Below are 18498 nucleotides of genomic sequence, written 5' to 3' on the forward strand. Positions count from 1 at the left end.
AAGTATGTTGGAAACCATGCGCCCCAATTATTTGGTCTTGCGCACCACGATATGCCAGACACCGTCGTTTTCTGTTGTGGAAACGTAGTCATGACCCACCCGATGCACCCACTCGGGAATATCATTGGCTGACCCCTTGTCTGTGGACAACACTTCCAGTTCATCCCCAATCTGACTGTGCTTCAGGGCGACAATCAGTTCCATCAGCGGACCTGGACAAAAACTTCCTTTACCATCCACGATTTTTCTTTCCGTCATTGTGATCCTCTCTTGAATCGGTTGTTCGACTCGGTCAGATTCCCTGCACACACAGTGATTATCCCGAAATCAAAAAGTCCAGACCTGCCCATTCTGAACCTCGGTCAGCAATCTGGTCAAACCGGTGGCTTCTTCCAGATAGTCCTCCAGTTGTTCAGAACCGACTTCCAGCACGTCCATGGCCATGGAACAGGGATAGAGACGGGCTCCTCCCAACTCTATGGCCTGTTCAAACAACATTTTGAATTCAGGGACTTTCTTGGCTATTATCAAATCGCCCATGGGGCCTTCGTGAGGGGCCTCTGCCGTCGCTCCCTTGACAAAATGGGGCAAGGCATTCATGGATAGAAAAACCAGGACTTCCTGACCACTCACCGCCGCCACTGAAGCCACCATGGCCGCCGCCTGTAATCGTTCCAAGGTACCCGAGATCACCACGACACAAATTTTTTGGCCAACCATTTTTTTCTCCTCGATCCGCGTTTTCCCCTTGCCTCAGGGAGAATCCCCCTTCGTTTCGGCATAGTCCTCCTGTAAGGCCAGGATCTTGCCCACCATCACAAAGGACCCGCACACCACCACCCGGTCTTCCACGGCTGCTGCCGTACAAGCCGCGCCGTAGGCTTGCTCGGGAGACGGGTGCCATTGCACGGTCCCCCGTACCCCCGCTAGCGCCGGTTCCATCTCTTTCCGACAGGCCCCGCGCTCTTCATGAAGGTCAGCCAGATACCAGTCATCCACCAAGGTATCCAGGGCCTGGACTACGCCCACCCTATCCTTGTCACGCAACATGCCCAGGACCAGACGCGTCCGTCCGGCGCAGGACGTGCTTTTCAGATTATGCGCCAGTTCCTGAGCCGCTTGTGGATTATGGGCCACATCCAAAATTACCTGAGGCGAAAAGCGCCAGGTCTGGAAACGCCCCGGCAGCACCGTACCCGCAATCCCGCGCCGGCCCTGTTCCGGCGTCACCTGCATAGGCAGGAACTGCAACGCCGCCAGGGCCAGGGCGGCATTGCGGTATTGAAAATCTCCGCACAGGGGAGGCGCTGGCAGGTCAGACCAGGTCTGGTGCGGCAAATGCAAGGTCCACCTCCCTTGCGCCTGTCTTTCCACCGTAAAATCCCGTCCCCACAACCAAAGTGGGGTCTCCAGTGCCACCGCCCGCGCCAACAAACTACGGGGGGGGGCTGGATCGGCACAGAGCGCAGGAACCCCTGAGCGAAAAATTCCCGCCTTTTCTACGCCAATCGCTTCGCGGGTGGAGCCCAGCCACATTTCATGGTCCAGGGCAATCCCGGTCACCAGGGAAACCACTGGCTCGAAGAGATTGACGGCATCCAGACGCCCCCCCAACCCCACCTCCAGCACCGCCACGTCCACCAGAGCCCGTTGAAAAATATCCACCGCTGCCAGGGTACCGAATTCAAAAGGGGTCAGACTGATCGCCTGACGGGCTGCCTCGATCCGGGCAAAGGCAGCACAGAGTTGGGCATCGGAGACGGGAATCCCATCCACGACCACCCGCTCGTTGTAGCGCACCAGATGAGGCGAAGTATAGGTTCCCACCCGATAGCCCGCAGCCTTCAGAGTCGCTGTTAAATAAGCGCAGGCGGACCCCTTGCCGTTGGTGCCCGCCACCATCAGAATTGGAAAGGCGGGAAAAATACCGAGCAGGTCGCGCACCTGCCCGACCCGTTCCAGCCCCAGGTCCATGGAACGAGGGTGGATACGGTCCAGGTAAGCCAGCCAGGCAGCCAGCGTCATGGTGTTTTCTTCCCTGCCCCTATCCGATGAAGCCATCCGTCACCCGTTGCAAAACAAAAGGGGGGATTATCCCTTGCTTCCCCCCCTCAGGGAACCCCCATTCCCCGAAATTTCAAGGAATGAGAAGTGCGCGAAAATCATTGACATTGGTGAGGGTAGGCCCCGTGATCACCAGATCGTCCAACGCCGCAAAAAAACCATAACCGTCATTGTTGGCCAGATAATCGGTCACCTTCAGACCCAGATGTTCCGCGCGCGCCCAGGTATCCGGCAGTACCATGGCCCCTGCGTTATCCTCGGTTCCATCGATACCATCCGTATCCCCTGCCAACGCAAACACCCCCGGTTCGCCCCGCAGGGCCTGGGTCAGTGCCAGCAGAAATTCGACGTTTCGCCCGCCGCGCCCCTTGCCCCGCACCGTCACCGTGGTTTCTCCCCCGGACAACAGGACACAGGGACGCGCTGCCGGTTGTCCATGACGCATCACTTGTCGGGCCATACCCGCCATGACTGTGGCCACCTCACGGGCTTCGCCTTCGATACTGTCCCCTAAAATCAAGGGGTTGACCCCGGCCGCCCGTGCAACGGCCGCAGCCGCCTCGAGGGAATGCTGGGGCGTCGCAATGAGATGGGTCGAAGTACGCGCCAGCCGGGGATCTCCTGGTTTGGGGGTTTCTTCCTGGGTGGCACAGAGGTGTGCATAGGCCCGTACCTGGTCCTGCAATCCGTATTTCTCCACGATGGCGCGTGCCTCGGCAAAGGTGGTGGGATCCGCCACCGTGGGACCGGAAGCAATCACGGTGGGGTCATCACCAGGCACATCGGAAATCAACAGGGTGACCACTTGGGCCGGATAACAAGCCAGGGCCAAACGACCCCCCTTGAGACTTGAAAGATGCTTGCGCACGCAATTCATCTCAGTAATGGTGGCACCACTTCTGAGCAGACTCCGGTTCATGGTCTGCTTGTCCGCCAGCGTCAACCCGGGGGCCGGTGCTGCCAACAGTGCAGAGCCCCCGCCCGAAATCAGGCAGATCACCAGATCTTCCGCCCTCAATCCTTGAACGGCTTCGAGAATCCGCTGGCTGGCCCGTTGTCCCGCCTCGTCCGGCACCGGATGGGCCGCCTCGAGAACCTCGATGAAACGGGTGGAAACCTTGTGACCGTAGCGCGTCACCACCACCCCCCCCAAGGCACCCGTCCAATGCTGTTCCAGCGCCTGAGCCATGGCTCCCGCCGCCTTGCCGGCCCCCACCACCACCGTACGTCCCCGTGGAACTGCCGGCAGAAATGAGGGAAGTACCCGATGTGGGTCTGCTGCGGCCACGGCGGAGTCAAAAAGGGAACGCAAAAATATGCGTTCTTCTGCAAAGGAGGGGGGGGTGGTATTATTTTTCATAACAGGCGTTATAAATTTTCACAGAAGGATCGAAAGTCGCTAGAATAGAGGCTTCATACTTAAAATGATAGTCATTGTTCATCCTTTGGAGGATTTGTCGTGTTTGATTCCAGAAAGTTGCTTGCCGATACGGACCCCGAATTATGGGATGTCGTCCAGAAAGAATACCGCCGGCAGGAAGACCATATCGAATTGATTGCTTCGGAGAACTATACCAGTCCGGCAGTCCTGCAGGCGCAAGGTTCCGTTCTGACCAACAAATATGCAGAGGGGTATCCCGGCAAGCGTTACTACGGCGGCTGCGAATTCGTCGACATGGCCGAACAACTGGCCATTGATCGCGTGAAACAACTTTTTGGCGCCGAATATGCCAACGTCCAGCCCCATTCCGGCTCCCAGGCCAATGCCGCCGTGTACATGGCCATGCTCCAACCGGGCGACACGATTCTTGGCATGTCCTTGGCCCATGGCGGTCACCTGACCCATGGGGCCTCCGTCAATTTCAGCGGCAAGCTCTACAAGTCGGTGAGTTATGGTCTTCATCCCGACACGGAGCGGATCGACTACGACGAAGTGGAACGTCTGGCCCAGGAACATAAACCCAAAATGATCGTGGCGGGTGCCTCGGCCTATTCCATGGTCATCGATTGGACTCGTTTTCGTGCCATTGCCGATTCCATCGGGGCTTATCTCATGGTTGACATGGCGCACTATGCCGGTCTCATCGCTGCAGGCGAATACCCCAGCCCCGTGGGCATTGCCCACTTCGTCACCTCCACCACCCACAAGACCTTGCGCGGTCCGCGCGGCGGAATCATCCTGTCCTCCGCCGAGTTTGAAAAACCCATCAACTCCATGATTTTTCCAGGCATTCAAGGGGGGCCCCTGATGCATGTCATCGCGGCCAAGGCCACCGCCTTCAATGAGGCGCTCAAACCCGAATTCAAGTCCTACCAGAAGCGCGTCAAAGCCAATGCCCAAGCCATGGCAGAAACCTTCATCGAGCGTGGCTTGCGCATCGTTTCCGGCGGCACGGAAAGCCATCTCTTCCTGATGGACCTGCGTGCCCGTCAGATCACCGGCAAGGCTGCCGAAGCACTGCTGGGACGAGCCAATATCACGGTCAACAAGAACGCCATTCCCAATGATCCGGAAAAACCCTTTGTCACCTCCGGCATCAGAATCGGCTCCCCGGCCCTGACCACCCGTGGTTTTGGTCACAATGAGGCACGCAAGGTCTCCCACCTGATCAGCGACTTGCTTGAGGCTCCGGAGGATGACAGCGTACTGCAGCATGTTCTCAAAGAGGTGGGAACACTCTGTCAGCGTCACCCCGTCTATCGCTAATCGTTCAAGCATTCGTTTCAGGAGTTATCATGGCAGGTCATAATTTTCTTTTCGTTCCCGGACCCTCCAACGTCCCCAACCGCATCCTGCGCGCCATGGCGGTCCCTATGGAGGATCATCGCTCGGTTAAATTCCCTGCTCTGACCCAGGAGATCCTGGCCGGTTTAAAAAGGGTTTTCAAGACGGAATCCGCCGCCCCCATCGTCTTCCCTTCCTCCGGGACGGGATGCTGGGAAGCGGCGCTGACCAACTGTTTGAACCCTGGGGACCAGATCCTGGCTTCCCGCTTCGGACAATTCAGTCACCTCTGGTGCGACATGGGAAGACGTCTGGGTTTCGACATGAACATCATTGAAGTGGAGTGGGGCGAAGGCGCTCCAGTGGAAGGGTACCGAAGCGCATTGGCGGCAGATGTACAGCATCAGATCAAGGCCGTATTGGTCTGTCAGAATGAAACCGCCACCGGCGTGACCAGTGATATTTTGGCCATCCGTCAAGTGCTGGAGGATTTGGGTCACCCTGCCCTGCTCTTTGTGGATTCGGTCAGCGCTCTGGGCAGTATCGACTTTCGTATGGATGAATGGAAAGTGGATATCTGCGTCGCCGGTTCCCAAAAAGGTCTGATGTTGCCAGCCGGCATGGGAATCACCTGCGTTAGCCAGAAAGCCCTGCAAGCCGCCCAGAACAGCCGTCATCCCCGTTGTTACTTTGATTACCTCGACATGGTCAAGAGCAATGGCACCGGCTACTTCCCCTACACGCCTTCCATTCCCATGCTCTACGGTCTGCGTGAAGCCCTGGTCATGCTGGAAGAGGAAGGACTCGAAAACGTCTTTGCCCGCCATCATTATCTGGCCGAAGGAGTGCGGGCCGCTGTCACTCAAGGATGGAAATTATCCCTGTGTGCCAAGGCGCCCCAGTGGTACTCGGACTCGGTTTCAGCCATCGTGGTTCCCGCCGGGTTCAACGCAGCCGAAGTCATCGAACGAGCCTACCGCCGATATAATCTGGCACTGGGCACCGGGCTTTCGAAAGTGGCTGGCAAGGTTTTCCGGATTGGACATCTGGGCGACCTCAACGAGGTGATGCTGATGGGGGCCATTGCAGGCGCCGAGATGGCCATGCTGGACTGTGGCATTCCCGTCACTCCCGGAAGCGGAGTAGCCGCCGCCAACCAATTCTGGCGCACCCATGAGGCCCCCGTGGGCCTGGGAGCGGGTGCATGAGCGGACGCGTGGTCTTTCTTGACCGCGCCTCACTCAAGGCGCGGGTTCGTACTCCGGACTTTTCTGACAGTTATATCGAGCATGACCAGACCAGCACCGCACAGGTGTTGGAACGCCTGCACGGCGCTCAAGTGGCCATCACCAACAAAGTGCCGTTGCGCGCTGAAACACTGCGCCAATTACCTGATCTAAAAATGATCGCCGTGGCAGCCACGGGGTACGATGTGGTGGACATTCCCGCCTGTCAGGCTCAAGGCATTCGCGTAGCCAACATCCGCAATTATGCCGTCCATACGGTACCGGAACATGCCTTTGCCCTGATTCTGGCTCTGCGTCGCAATTTGTTGGCCTATCGCCAGGACGTGGAAAACGGCGTTTGGCAGACTTCCCCTCAATTCTGTTTCTTCGATCATCCCATCGGGGACCTGTTTGGGTCCACCTTGGGCATCATCGGCGAAGGAGTCCTGGGTCAGGGAACGGCGCGGATCGCCACAGGGTTTGGCATGAAGGTCTTGTTTGCGAAACATGACGGACCCAGGCATGAGGGAATCACCTATACCCCCCTGGAAGAGATCCTTGAACAAGCAGACATTCTTTCCCTTCATTGTCCGCTCACGACCAGCACACGCAACCTCATCGGTGAAAAGGAACTGCGCCGCATGAAACCCACGGCGCTTCTCATCAATACCGCGCGCGGCGGTCTGGTGGATGAGGCTGCGTTGATCCGTGCGCTGGATGAAGGGTGGATCGGAGGAGCCGGGTTCGATGTACTGACCACCGAACCCCCCACTCAGGGCCACCCGCTCCTTGAAGTGCGCCGTTCCAACTTCATTCTGACCCCCCACGTCGCCTGGGCATCCGATGGTGCCATGCAATTTCTGGCGGATCAACTGATCGACAATATCGAAGCCTGGCAGCGCGGTACGCCTCAAAACCTGGTGATTTGAAGCCGGCCACGGAGGGGATATCCAAAGTCTCACCCGCCCCTGGGTTGGGGTGGGTGAGAGTCGTCTTTTGGCCCATCTCCATGTTATCATCGCAAAATTATTAACAGGAGGTGACATGGATATTCATGAGTATCAGGCCAAGGAATTGTTGGCGCAGCATGGAGTTCCCATCCCGCGCGGCAAAGTGGTCTATACCCCAGCTGAGGCCGCCCAAGCCGCGACGGAGCTCGGAAGCGAACTGTGGGCCGTCAAAGCCCAAATTCACGCGGGTGGACGGGGCAAGGCGGGAGGGGTGCGCCTGTGCAAGACTCCTCATGAAGTCTCCAAAGTCGCCGAAGCTCTCCTTGGCACCACCCTTGTCACTCATCAGACCGGCCCCGAAGGCAAGATCGTGGAACGTCTGTATATCGAAGTAGCCGAACCCTTCGAGCGAGAAATTTATCTGGGGTTCGTCCTGGACCGCAAAACCCAACGCATTCGGATCATCGCCTCCGCCCAAGGGGGCATGGAGATCGAGGATATCGTCAAAACCCACCCCGAAGCCGTACTTCAGGTGGAAGTGGAACCCGCCGTTGGACTTCAGTCTTTTCAGGCACGGGAACTGGCCTTTGGTCTGGGCGGATTGACCCTCAAGCAGGTCCATCAATTTGTTGCCCTCACCCTGGGGTGCTACCGCGCCTTCCGCAATCTGGATGCGTCCATGGCGGAAATCAATCCCTTGGTGGTGACCCGGGAAGGCCGTTTGGTCGCTCTGGATGGCAAGATGTCCTTCGATGACAATGCCCTCTTCCGCCATCCCAAACTGCACGAAATGCACGATCCTGCCCAGGAAGACCCCCGCGAGGCACAGGCACACCTGCATGGACTGAACTATGTGGGCTTGAGCGGCGATATCGGTTGTATCATCAACGGTGCCGGGTTGGCCATGGCCACCATGGACACGATCAAGTATGCCGGTGGCGAACCCGCCAATTTTCTCGACGTCGGTGGCGGCGCATCCCCGGAACGTGTGGCAGAAGCTTTCCGCCTGGTTCTGTCAGACCCTAACGTCAAGGCCATTCTGGTCAACATCTTTGCAGGTATCAACCGTTGTGATTGGGTCGCCGAAGGCGTCGTCCAAGCCGCCCGCGACCTGAAGGTGCCCCTCGTGGTCCGACTGGCGGGAACCAATGTGGAAGCCGGGCAAAAGATCATCCAGGAAAGCGGTCTGCCCATCATCAGCGCCGATACCCTGGCAGAAGCTGCCGAGCGCGCCGTGGCCGCAGCCCATGGCAAAAACGCGTAACGCGCATTCAGGAGACACCGATTCATGAGTATTCTTATTGATGAAAACACCAAGGTCATCGTTCAGGGATTCACCGGCGACAAGGCCACTTTCCATGCCAACGAAATGATTCAGTACGGGACGAATGTGGTGGGGGGCGTCACCCCCGGCAAAGGAGGCATGAAACACCTCGAGCGCCCCGTCTTTGACACCGTGCGACAAGCCGTAGAATCCACTGGAGCCGAAGCCAGTCTCGCCTTCGTCCCTCCTCCCTTTGCCGCCGATGCGCTGATGGAAGCTGCCGAAGCAGGGCTGAAATTGGTCTGCATCATTACCGATGGCATCCCCACGCAGGACATGATGCGCGTCAAACGTTACCTGCTGCGCTATCCCAAGGAAACCCGAACCCTGATCGTGGGCCCCAACTGTGCCGGCATCATCAGTGCCGGACGGGCCATGCTGGGAATCATGCCGGGACATATCTACAAGCGCGGCAATGTGGGTATCGTCTCCCGTTCCGGCACGCTGGGCTATGAAGCCGCTGCCCAGATGACCGCCTTGGGTATCGGCGTTTCCACCAGCGTCGGGATTGGCGGCGACCCCATCAATGGCAGTTCCTTTCTCGACCATATGGCACTTTTCGAACAGGATCCGGATACCCATGCCGTGGTCATGATCGGCGAAATTGGCGGTCCCCAGGAAGCCGAAGCCGCCCAGTGGATCAAAGAAAACATGAGCAAACCCGTAATCGGGTATGTCGCCGGACTGACGGCCCCCAAGGGCCGCCGTATGGGTCATGCCGGCGCCATCATCTCCGCCGAGGGAGATACGGCGGGCGAGAAAGCCGAGATCATGAAATCCTATGGCCTGTTCGTTGCGCCCAGTGCATCCGAGTTGGGCAGCACCGTTGCGCAAGCCATTGCCACCCTTTAACTGGAGTTTCCATTCATGAGTTTTACCCAGATTACCCCTGCCACCGCCCGTCTGCATCGTTCCGAACTGGCCGTGCCGGGATCCAACGTCAGTCTTTTTGAAAAAGCCGCCCGCTCCAAAGCCGACATCGTTTTTCTGGATCTGGAAGATGCGGTCGCACCGGATGACAAGGCCACGGCACGCAAGAATATCATCCAGGCTCTGAATGACATCGATTGGGGCCACAAGACCCTGATGATTCGCATGAACGGATTGGATACACATTACGCCTACCGCGATGTGGTGGATGTGGTGGAAGCCTGCCCTCGTCTCGACATGATTCTGGTTCCCAAGGTGGGGGTTCCTCAAGACCTGTACGCCATGGACATGCTCGTTACCCAGATCGAGAATGCTATGGGACGGACCAAACGTATCGGCTTTGAAGCCCTCATCGAAACGGCTCTGGGTCTGGCCAATGTGGAAGCCATTGCCCAGGCCAGCCCGCGTTTGGAGGCCATGAGTTTCGGGGTTGCCGACTACGCCGCATCGACCCGTGCCCGGACCACCATCATTGGGGGCGTGCACAAGGACTCCGGGGTACTCACGGACAAGGATGAAAACGGTCATCGGGACTATTTCTGGACAGACCCCTGGCACGCAGCACAAACCCGTATGCTGGTTGCCTGTCGAGCCTATGGCCTGCGCCCTGTGGATGGTCCCTTTGGCGATTTCAGCGATCCCGACGGATTCATTGCTGCGGCCAATCGGGTGGCCGTGTTGGGCTACGAAGGAAAATGGGCCATTCATCCTTCCCAGATCGATCTGTGCAACCAGGTCTTCACCCCCAGTGAGGCCGAAGTCCTCAAAGCCCAACGCATTGTGGAGGCCATGGAACAAGCCGCCCGCGAAGGGCGCGGGGCCGTCTCGCTGGATGGTCGCCTGATCGATATCGCCAGCATCCGGATGGCCGAAAGCCTGCTCAGCAAGGCGCGGACCATGGGTCTGGACGCCTGAAGGGGGATTTTACGGATGGCCGATTCGGCCCTTCCCTTCACATCACCCCACCCTCTCCAGCGCTGGATTCTGGGGGTCACCGGGGGGGTGGCCGCTTACAAGGCGGCCGAACTCACCCGCCTGATGGTCAAGGCGGGCCTCGAAGTTCAGGTCGTCATGACCGAGTCAGCCACTCGTTTCGTGACTCCCCTCACTTTCCAGGCGCTTTCAACTCGCCCGGTGGCGACGCATCTGTGGGAACCCCTGCGTGAGGGAGGCATGGATCACATCGATCTGGTCCGTCATGCCGATGCTCTTCTGATCGCTCCCGCCAGCGCGAACTGTTTGGCCCACATCGCCGCGGGGTTGGCAGATGATCTGCTGACCACCCTCGTCGCTGCTCGTACCATCCCTCTCTTCGTCGCCCCCGCCATGAATCAGGCCATGTGGCAAAATCCCGCAAATCAGCGCAATGTGGCGCAGTTACAGGAAGACGGGGTCGTGTTTCTGGGTCCGGCCAGGGGATCCCAGGCCTGCGGAGAGTCAGGTCTGGGACGTTTGTTGGAACCCAACGAGATCATGACGCATCTGTCCCCCCATCTCGGTCGTTACCCTCTACCCTGTTTGCAGGGGAAAAAGGTCTTGCTGACCGCCGGTCCCACCGTGGAAGCCATCGACCCCGTCCGCATCCTGTCCAATATCAGTTCCGGAAAAATGGGCTATGCCCTGGCAGAAGCCGCCCTCGCCAGTGGAGCCGAGGTCGTCCTGGTCAGCGGCCCCACTGCCCTGGCGGCCCCCGCCGGTTGCCGCATCATTCCTGTGCGTAGCGCTGCCCAGATGCGTGATGCTGTCTTATCCGAGATTCCTCATACGGATCTGTTCTTTGCCGTTGCCGCCGTGGCGGACTATACCCCGGCCTATCCCAGTGGTCACAAGATCAAAAAAAGTGGGGAACCCCTCACCTTGACCCTGGTCCCCACCTCCGACATTCTCGCGACCGTGGCTTCCTTGCCGAACCCTCCCTTTTGTGTGGGGTTTGCAGCCGAAAGTCAGAATCTCGAGGAGTATGCCAAACATAAGCGTCTCGCCAAAAAAATCCCTCTGATCGTGGGTAATTTGGCTCAACGGGCGCTGGGACGGGAAGACAACGAAGTCATTCTGTTCGATGACCACGGGCGCCACCCTCTCCCACCTGCCTCCAAAATTGAATTGGCCCGGCAGATCCTGAGTCATGCGGTGGCCCTGATGGCTCATCGCGGAATTTCTTCCTGATTTTATTGAGGTCATCATGATTCCCCTGCAGGTAAAAATTCTTGACCCACGTCTACGAGACAATCTTCCCACCTATGGGACTGCAGGCGCAGCAGGCCTCGACCTGCGCGCCTGCCTGGAGGAACCTGTGACCCTCTACCCAGGGCAAGCCGAGTTGATTCCTGCCGGTCTGGCCATCCATATTGGCGATCCAAACTTCGCCGCCATGATCTTGCCCCGCTCCGGATTGGGCCATAAACATGGGATCGTCCTGGGCAACCTAGTGGGTCTGATCGACTCCGACTATCAGGGACAGGTGTTGGTCTCTCTCTGGAATCGAGGACATGAAGTCTTCGAAATCAAACCCATGGAACGCATAGCCCAACTGGTGGTGGTTCCTGTGGTTCAGGCACGTCTCGAAGTGGTCGAGTATTTTTCCCTAAGTGACCGGGGTGAAGGGGGCTTTGGTAGTACCGGAAGGCATTGAAATGCCTCAAGGCATCCTGCTCTTTGCCCATGGTGCCCGCGATCCGCTCTGGGCCAACCCCTTTCTCGACATTCTGGAAAAAGTCCGTTCCCTTCGTCCGACCCAGGACGTCGACCTGTGTTTTCTCGAATTGATGCATCCTTCCCTGGACCAGGCGGTCCAGGAGCAAACCCGTCGAGGGGTCACCGATCTGATCATCGTCCCTTTATTCATGGCGCAGGGAGGGCATTTGCGCCATGATCTCCCCTCTCTGATCGAAACCTTGCATCATCAGCATCCCGCACTCAAAATCCGGGTCACCACGGCCCTGGGAGATTCCCCCGAGTTGCTTGAAGCCATTGCCCAGTGGGTCATCACCCAGGCATGACCCCAGGGACTGCGCGGAAGCCTTTCACCCCTTCGGGAGGAATTCGGCGATCGTGTGGACAAAGGAGTTCACATCGATGGGTTTGTCGATATAGCCGTCAAAGCCACTGGTCAGAAGCAGTTCACGTTCCCCTTTCATGGCGCTGGCGGTCAACGCAACCACGGGAATATGCCGTGTCCGTTCATTAGCCTTGATATGCTTCATCGCGTGCTTGCCATCCATCACCGGCATGCGCAGGTCCATGAGAATCAAATCCAGTGGCTCTGATTCTGCGACCTCGATGGCTTTTCTGCCATCGGAAGCGCCCAGAGTTTCGTGTCCGGCCATCTCGAGCGTGATACAAGCCAACTGCAGATTTAGCACATTGTCATCAACCACCAGAATTCTGCTCATGATTCCCCCACCTCGGAGCATATGCAGCGATCACCACCAGATTTCATGGCAAACGCCATGAGCGCATTCAGTTGCGTCAGCAGATCTTCAGGGCTGAACGCACCAATACCGAATTGCACACATCCAAAGGAGGCAGTGAAATTCCCCGTCTTCCCCCCTGCCAGGGGAAATTTATGGATGCGAATTCGCAATCGCAACTTCTCAGCCACCCGTTCCGCCACAGATTGCGCGGTGCCCGTCAAAATCAACATGAAGGATGCCTCACCGGAACGAACCAGCACATCTCCTTCGCGGGTGACCGAATTCACCAACTCAACGATTTCCTTGAGGGCAGCCACGCCCCAGTGCTGGCCATATTTCTTCACATAGGCATCGTAATAATCCATCTGCCACCCCACCAGTGAAAAGGTCTGACCGTAGCGCTCCGCGCGATTGCATTCCTGCGCCAAACGAAGTTGCCTGTAGCGCAAATTGTAGCAACGCAACACGCTGTCCATCAATCGTGCCTGCACCGGATACAACAATTCCATGGAGCGCAGTTCTCGCAATAAATCGGAGCGACTGGTGGCCCCCTTGGTCAACACCTTTTCCACTTCCTGACCAAGTCGCATGACCTCTTCGCGCGTCAAGTCCTTGGCCGAGAAAATGACCACCGGAATATCACAGGCCGTGGGATGACGCTTCAATTCCTCAACCACCTCAAATCCGTTGATGCCCGGCATCATCAAATCCAGTATGATCAGATCCGGATCATGTTCAATGGCTGCCTGAATGCCGTCCCGTCCATTGGCAGCCAGCAGGAGGCGATAGCCCTGGCCGCGGAGACATTCCCTGATGTATTCGCGCACACCGGGCTCATCGTCAATCACAAGCACCGTCATACTTGGTGCATGCTGAATTTGCCGCCCGTGACGACTGATCAGATTCACCAGATCATTCCTGGTCACCTGCTTGTCCATGGTATCCACCGTACCCAGTGAAAAACTGGGTGACTCGGCGTTGCCGCCAAGCAGCACCAGCGGAATATGGCGGGTGGCCTTGCGCGAGCGCAGCAGATGCAGTTGGCGATAAATATCCACGGGGTCGTCTGGTATGCCGACAATGATCAGGAAAGGACATTTTTCTTCCGCCAGAAGTTCGACATGACCCAGATCGGTCATTTCACCCAGGTACCCTTCTTCTCGCAACAAGGAGGAGACTGCGGCAGCACGAGCCTTGTCATCATCGACGATCAGAATCACCGGCAACTCCACCAACTCAGAGAGGTCTTCATCGACCACTTCCATGAGCAACTGGGATTCGACCTTTTCCCCTTGCCCCTCCAAAAGGGGGATTCCCACCTCCCCTTCAGCCGCCACCATCTGTACCGGCAGTGTAAAGGCAAACAGGCTGCCCGTGCCCGGCTTGCTCTCCACCCGGATGGAACCGCCCTGTATCTCCAGCAAGCGACGTACCAATGTCAGCCCCAGTCCTGTACCGCCATACTCGCGCGTCAATCCGCCCTCACCCTGGACAAAGGGCTGAAAAATGCGCTCGATGTCGGCTGGCTCGATGCCAATCCCGCTATCCCGCACCCAGCCCTCGAGAACGGCATGGGCATCGTCGCCCTTGAGGGTGAAACCCACCTCGATATGCCCCCCGTCTGGCGTGAACTTGATCGCATTTCCAATCAGGTTGACCCAGACCTGTTGCAATTTACCTGCATCGAGATAGGCCGTGCGGTCTTCTTCAGGCAGGATGAAACTGACTTCCAGCCCTTTCTTGTCCAGTAAAGGTCTGAGATGATTGACCATGAATTTGAGGACAGTGCTCGGAATTGTAGGTTCCTGATGGATCTCCAGCATGCCTGCCTCGATCTTGGACAGATCCAGCAGACTGTTGATCAATTCCAGCAAGCGCCTACCGCTGATATTGATGTATTCCACATACTCCTTATGTTTGGTCGACAGTTCCTTGGATTTCACAAGAAGCAGGTCGGAGAAACCGATAATCGCATTCAGGGGCGTACGCAACTCATGACTGGTATTGGCCAGGAATTGATTTTTTGCCTCGCTGGCATGGCGCAACTCGTCATTCATCAGTTCCAGTTCGATTTCATGGCTGCGCAGCAGGCGGTTGGCGTTATTGAGTTCGCTGGTACGCGCGGCCACACGATTTTCCAGTTCGGCATTGGCCTCTTGCAGATGCTCGAACTGTTGTGCGTTGGACAATGCCACGGCGCAACTGGATGCCAGCATTCGCACTGCCGATTCGTCATCCTTGGAAAAAGGGTGCCCCCCTTTCTTGTCCGTCAAATACAACGCCCCGATCATCTTTCCGGCAAATTCGATCGGAACCCCGAGGAATGAGGTCATTTGTGGATGACCCTCTGGAAAACCTATGGATTTCGAATGGTTGGTGATATTTTCTGCGCGTACCACCTGACGGTCGTTCCACAGAAGCCCAAGCAACCCCAGTCCCTGTGGCGCATGCCCTTTGAGTTTCTCCAGTTGGGCATCGTCCATCCCCAGTGGAACAAATTGCTTCTCGCCATCCTTCAGGTAGGACAGCATGGCATAACGCGCATCCGTCAATTGCATCGCCAGTTCACCGATCTTCCTGAGCAGCACCTCGTCCACCAGTTCCCGGGAAAGACCAATGACAGCTTCGTACATGGTCGCCTGCTTGATCGTCTGCTGCTGCAGGTGGCTCACCAGTTCGTTGAACATGTTCGCGAGACTGCCCAGTTCATCGGTGCGATCCAGCGTCACACGATAGGAGTGGTCTCCTCCCGTTTCGATCTTTTTCGCGCCAGCCTGCAGCAGACCAATGGGCCGGATCACCTCGCGGTTCAACAACCACATCAGCAACCCTCCCGTCAGCAAAATAACTGCAGCCACCGACCAAAGGATTTTGCTGCGCTGACCGGCCATGGCCTTGGTCAAGGCACTGGTGGGCACAGACAATTTGAGTACGCCGCGCACAGGATTAGCGGGGGCTCCATCATAGCCGTGGCATTGTAGACACGCATTCTCGATGCGGATAGGCAGCAGCAGGGTCAGGCGACCGTTTTCAATGACTCTGGTCTCAGTTCCGGCTGCGGCTGCGGTGAAGGATTTCCCGAGGGAGGGGGGCAAGGTTTCCGGTTTGACCTCCCGATCATGGTGTGCAAAGTGTTTCGTGCCCAGCCAGACGTTCACACGATCAATGGTGGCGTTGTCCACGAAAGCCTCGGTACCGTCGCGGCGGTAGATACGCACATCATCGAAGTCGGTCGTCTGCCTGACACGCTTCAACCAATCGTGCGCAATCGGTCCCTCGCCGGCCAGCATGATGGATTTCAGGCTGGCTTCCAGCGCCAGTGCCGTCTGTTCGGTGGATTGTTCTGCCTGCTCCGCCATGGACTGGCGCTCGTTGTGATCAAGCCAGGTCAATCCGCCGACCAGCAACAGGGCCAGGACCGCACCCAGAATAACGCTCAACCGCAGTCCCAGCCTCGATTTAAACATACCCGCCTCACTCCTCATCTTTGCAGTGCCCCGCGCTCTTCGTTAGGGAAAGGGACCGGCAAAGCCATACATGCGCCGATGATATCCAGAAACCGACGTGCTTCCACGGGTTTGGGCAATATAGCCGCTACCCCGGCGGATCGTGCCGCCTGCACGACATCAGACCGATCAAAGATCGCCGTGATCACAACGATGGCCATGTCGTCAAGATCAGGATCCGCCCTGATGCGGTTCAGTACCTCCAGGCCGTTGATGCCGGGCATGAGAATGTCCAGCACCAGCACATCCGGTCGCCATGCGCCAATCCGCATCAGCCCCGTGTAACCATCGTGGACGCATTGGATTTCCGAAGGGAAGTCAGCCTGTTCCAGTACTGCCCTGAGCAATGTGCATACGAAAGGGTCGTCATCGACAATGAGCATGCGCACCGGGGTTGTCTTGTCTCTGCCCGGGATCGGCAGGCCCTTCCCGCGCATGAATGCGTAAAGATCTTCTTTCGAAATGCGCCAGTGGCCACCGGGGGTGCAAACACCCCGCAAATCACCGCGGTTTATCCAACGTTTGACCGTATTCAGACCTACGCCAAGCATGCGTGCTGCTTCTCCAGTTGTCATATACCTGATCCATGTTCATGAACATTTTAACTTCCCACTGATTATAACGAACAATACAGATAGTGTGGACATTTTGGACAGATCGTAGGTACAATGCTTTTCGCTCAATCAATTAGAGTGTTCAAACAACATGAACAAAACCTCCAGCGGTTTCATAAAACAAGTTTCCATGAAACATGCCATCGCATTCAAAATTCAGTTGGCTGTTCAATCCATCCTGCTTTTGGTCGGCATTGCCGTTGCGATGTCTTTCTATAGTGTCGAAAAGAATTCGATGCTTATGGACGAGCAAGGCAAGATCGAGGTGTTGGCCGACGGCGTGATCAACGGAGCCAACATGCTCATGCTCAACGGGATCATCAGCGATGTGGAGCAGAGGAAACTCTTCATCCGGAAGATGGGCTCAAGCGAGAATGTCAAATCTCTGCGGTTGATCCGGAACAAACTGGTGCAACAGCAGTTCGGCGCGGGACTGCCGGAAGAGCAACCTGTTGGAGACGAAGAAAGACAGTCCCTGGATGACGGGAAAAAGCGTTTCAGCATTAAGGGCAATCTGCTGCACGGGATCATCCCTTATACCGAGAGCCACAATTTCAGAGGGACCGACTGTCTGATGTGTCACGTTGTGCCGGTGGGCTATCACAATGGCGCTTCGGTCATCGATCTGGACATCTCGGCCGATCGTGCCAAATTGAAGCGACTTGTCTGGACCTCCGTTACCGTTGTGGTGGTGGTTCAGATTTTCCTGTGGCTGCTGATCCGGTTCATTCTCACCATACTTGTATCAGCGCCTGCAGGCAGAATGCAGAGGACGATCCAGGAAATCGCAAAGACCGGCGATTTCACCATGCGCGTCGATGTGCATTCTGAAGACGAAATCGGGCAGACAAGTGGTGCCTTCAACGACCTCATGACAAACCTGCAGCAATCATTCCGCCAGGTGCATGAAGGCATCGAGAAACTGGCGGGATCTTCCCATTCTCTTTCAGTGTCGTCCCATCAGGTGGCGACCGACTCATCCCATCAAAGCGAAGCCACTGCTGCAATGGCGGCAACCGTTGAGCAGATCGTGGTCAGCATCAGCAACATTTCCGAAGGGAGCCAGGAGGCAATGAAACTTTCACGGCACTCCGGCGAGTTGTCCGAGCAGGGGAGCAAGATCATTCACCGCGCCTCGGAAGAAATGAAACGGATCGCCGAAATTGCGAAAGCGACTTCGCAATCCATAGAAAATCTCGGGATGCAGTCGACCAAGATTTCATCCATCGTCGAGGTCATCAAGGAAATCGCGGACCAGACCAACCTGCTCGCCCTGAACGCCGCCATCGAAGCGGCGCGAGCCGGAGAGTTGGGAAGAGGCTTTGCCGTGGTGGCGGACGAGGTTCGTAAACTATCCGAAAGAACCAGTCTGGCCACTGCTGAAGTGTCGCAGATGATCGATACCATCCAGCAGGCTTCAAAAAAGTCCGTAGACAGCATGGTCGTCATGGTCAATCAGGTTCACGAAGGCGTAAAATTGGCCGAACAGGCAGGCGAAGCCATCAATCAGATCAAGGCAGGGTCAGGGCAGACGGCCAATACGGTGGGAGAAATGTCCACCGCCCTGAACGAGCAAACCGCCGCAAGCAACGACATCGCCACACATATCGAAAGGATCTCGCAATTGACAGAGAAGAACAGTGCCGCTGCAGAAACCACCGCTGATGCCGCAGATCACCTTGAACATCTGGCCGATGATATGCGCACCACAATCAACCGGTTCAAAATTTGAACCTGACGGAGGCA

Annotated in this window: 17 protein-coding genes; 10 read left to right on the top strand and 7 right to left on the bottom strand. The window is 57.0% G+C overall.

The window, feature by feature from the left end; translation table 11 throughout:
* Positions 1-27 precede the first annotated feature (27 nt).
* From HO274_RS03995 to HO274_RS04010, 4 genes are all read right to left on the bottom strand, one after another.
* Positions 28-258 carry a sulfurtransferase TusA family protein gene (locus HO274_RS03995; protein ID WP_273121641.1) on the bottom strand — a complete coding sequence of 77 codons (231 nt, stop codon included), beginning with the start codon at positions 256-258 and terminating at the stop codon, positions 28-30.
* A 69-nt stretch (positions 259-327) separates the two neighbouring features.
* Positions 328-720: a DsrE/DsrF/DrsH-like family protein gene (locus HO274_RS04000; protein WP_273121643.1), complete on the bottom strand. Its 393-nt coding sequence runs from the start codon at positions 718-720 to the stop codon at positions 328-330.
* A gap of 33 nt (positions 721-753) precedes the next feature.
* Positions 754-2025 carry a bifunctional tetrahydrofolate synthase/dihydrofolate synthase gene (gene folC, locus HO274_RS04005; RefSeq protein WP_273121645.1) on the bottom strand — a complete coding sequence of 424 codons (1272 nt, stop codon included), beginning with the start codon at positions 2023-2025 and terminating at the stop codon, positions 754-756.
* A 112-nt stretch (positions 2026-2137) separates the two neighbouring features.
* Entirely contained in the window at positions 2138-3424 is a 1287-nt protein-coding gene (locus HO274_RS04010) for a glycerate kinase type-2 family protein (protein WP_273121646.1), read from the bottom strand.
* A gap of 99 nt (positions 3425-3523) precedes the next feature.
* Between HO274_RS04010 and glyA the strand changes: the two genes are divergently transcribed.
* From glyA to HO274_RS04055, 9 genes are all read left to right on the top strand, one after another.
* Positions 3524-4771 carry a serine hydroxymethyltransferase gene (gene glyA, locus HO274_RS04015; protein ID WP_062187870.1) on the top strand — a complete coding sequence of 416 codons (1248 nt, stop codon included), beginning with the start codon at positions 3524-3526 and terminating at the stop codon, positions 4769-4771.
* Between the two features lie 29 nt (positions 4772-4800).
* Positions 4801-5997, top strand: a complete 1197-nt coding sequence (locus HO274_RS04020; RefSeq protein ID WP_273121649.1) for an aminotransferase class V-fold PLP-dependent enzyme — start codon at positions 4801-4803, stop codon at positions 5995-5997.
* Positions 5994-6944, top strand: a complete 951-nt coding sequence (locus tag HO274_RS04025; RefSeq protein WP_273121651.1) for a D-2-hydroxyacid dehydrogenase — start codon at positions 5994-5996, stop codon at positions 6942-6944. Before HO274_RS04020 ends, HO274_RS04025 begins: the two co-directional genes overlap by 4 nt.
* 115 nt (positions 6945-7059) lie before the next feature.
* Positions 7060-8229 (top strand): malate--CoA ligase subunit beta, encoded by a 1170-nt coding sequence (locus HO274_RS04030; protein WP_273121652.1) that lies wholly within the window; start codon positions 7060-7062, stop codon positions 8227-8229.
* Positions 8230-8253: 24 nt separating this feature from the next.
* Positions 8254-9141 carry a succinate--CoA ligase subunit alpha gene (sucD, locus tag HO274_RS04035; RefSeq protein ID WP_031597727.1) on the top strand — a complete coding sequence of 296 codons (888 nt, stop codon included), beginning with the start codon at positions 8254-8256 and terminating at the stop codon, positions 9139-9141.
* A gap of 15 nt (positions 9142-9156) precedes the next feature.
* Positions 9157-10134 (top strand): HpcH/HpaI aldolase/citrate lyase family protein, encoded by a 978-nt coding sequence (locus HO274_RS04040; RefSeq protein ID WP_031597728.1) that lies wholly within the window; start codon positions 9157-9159, stop codon positions 10132-10134.
* Between the two features lie 15 nt (positions 10135-10149).
* Entirely contained in the window at positions 10150-11385 is a 1236-nt protein-coding gene (gene coaBC, locus HO274_RS04045) for a bifunctional phosphopantothenoylcysteine decarboxylase/phosphopantothenate--cysteine ligase CoaBC (RefSeq protein ID WP_273121654.1), read from the top strand.
* Positions 11386-11401: 16 nt separating this feature from the next.
* The gene (dut, locus tag HO274_RS04050; protein ID WP_031597730.1) at positions 11402-11851 is read left to right on the top strand and encodes a dUTP diphosphatase; all 450 of its coding nucleotides are present in this window, start codon (positions 11402-11404) and stop codon (positions 11849-11851) included.
* 1 nt (position 11852) lies between these two features.
* Positions 11853-12218, top strand: coding sequence for a sirohydrochlorin chelatase (locus tag HO274_RS04055; RefSeq protein ID WP_273121656.1), 366 nt, complete (start codon positions 11853-11855; stop codon positions 12216-12218).
* Between the two features lie 24 nt (positions 12219-12242).
* Here the strand turns inward: HO274_RS04055 and HO274_RS04060 are convergent, their stop codons facing one another.
* From HO274_RS04060 to HO274_RS04070, 3 genes are read right to left on the bottom strand one after another with little or no spacing between them, the layout of a single operon-like run.
* Positions 12243-12611, bottom strand: a complete 369-nt coding sequence (locus HO274_RS04060; RefSeq protein WP_273121658.1) for a response regulator — start codon at positions 12609-12611, stop codon at positions 12243-12245.
* Positions 12608-16099, bottom strand: a complete 3492-nt coding sequence (locus HO274_RS04065) for an ATP-binding protein (RefSeq protein WP_273121660.1) — start codon at positions 16097-16099, stop codon at positions 12608-12610. The genes HO274_RS04060 and HO274_RS04065 overlap by 4 nt, the downstream gene beginning before the upstream one ends.
* A 14-nt stretch (positions 16100-16113) precedes the next feature.
* Positions 16114-16713, bottom strand: coding sequence for a response regulator (locus HO274_RS04070; RefSeq protein WP_273121662.1), 600 nt, complete (start codon positions 16711-16713; stop codon positions 16114-16116).
* Positions 16714-16882: 169 nt separating this feature from the next.
* Here HO274_RS04070 and HO274_RS04075 point away from each other — a divergent pair, with 169 nt between their 5' ends.
* Entirely contained in the window at positions 16883-18484 is a 1602-nt protein-coding gene (locus HO274_RS04075) for a methyl-accepting chemotaxis protein (protein ID WP_273121664.1), read from the top strand.
* The last annotated feature ends 14 nt before the right edge of the window (positions 18485-18498 follow it).

Source organism: Ferrovum myxofaciens (assembly GCF_013181415.1).
Classification (GTDB): Bacteria; Pseudomonadota; Gammaproteobacteria; order Burkholderiales; family Ferrovaceae; genus Ferrovum; species Ferrovum myxofaciens.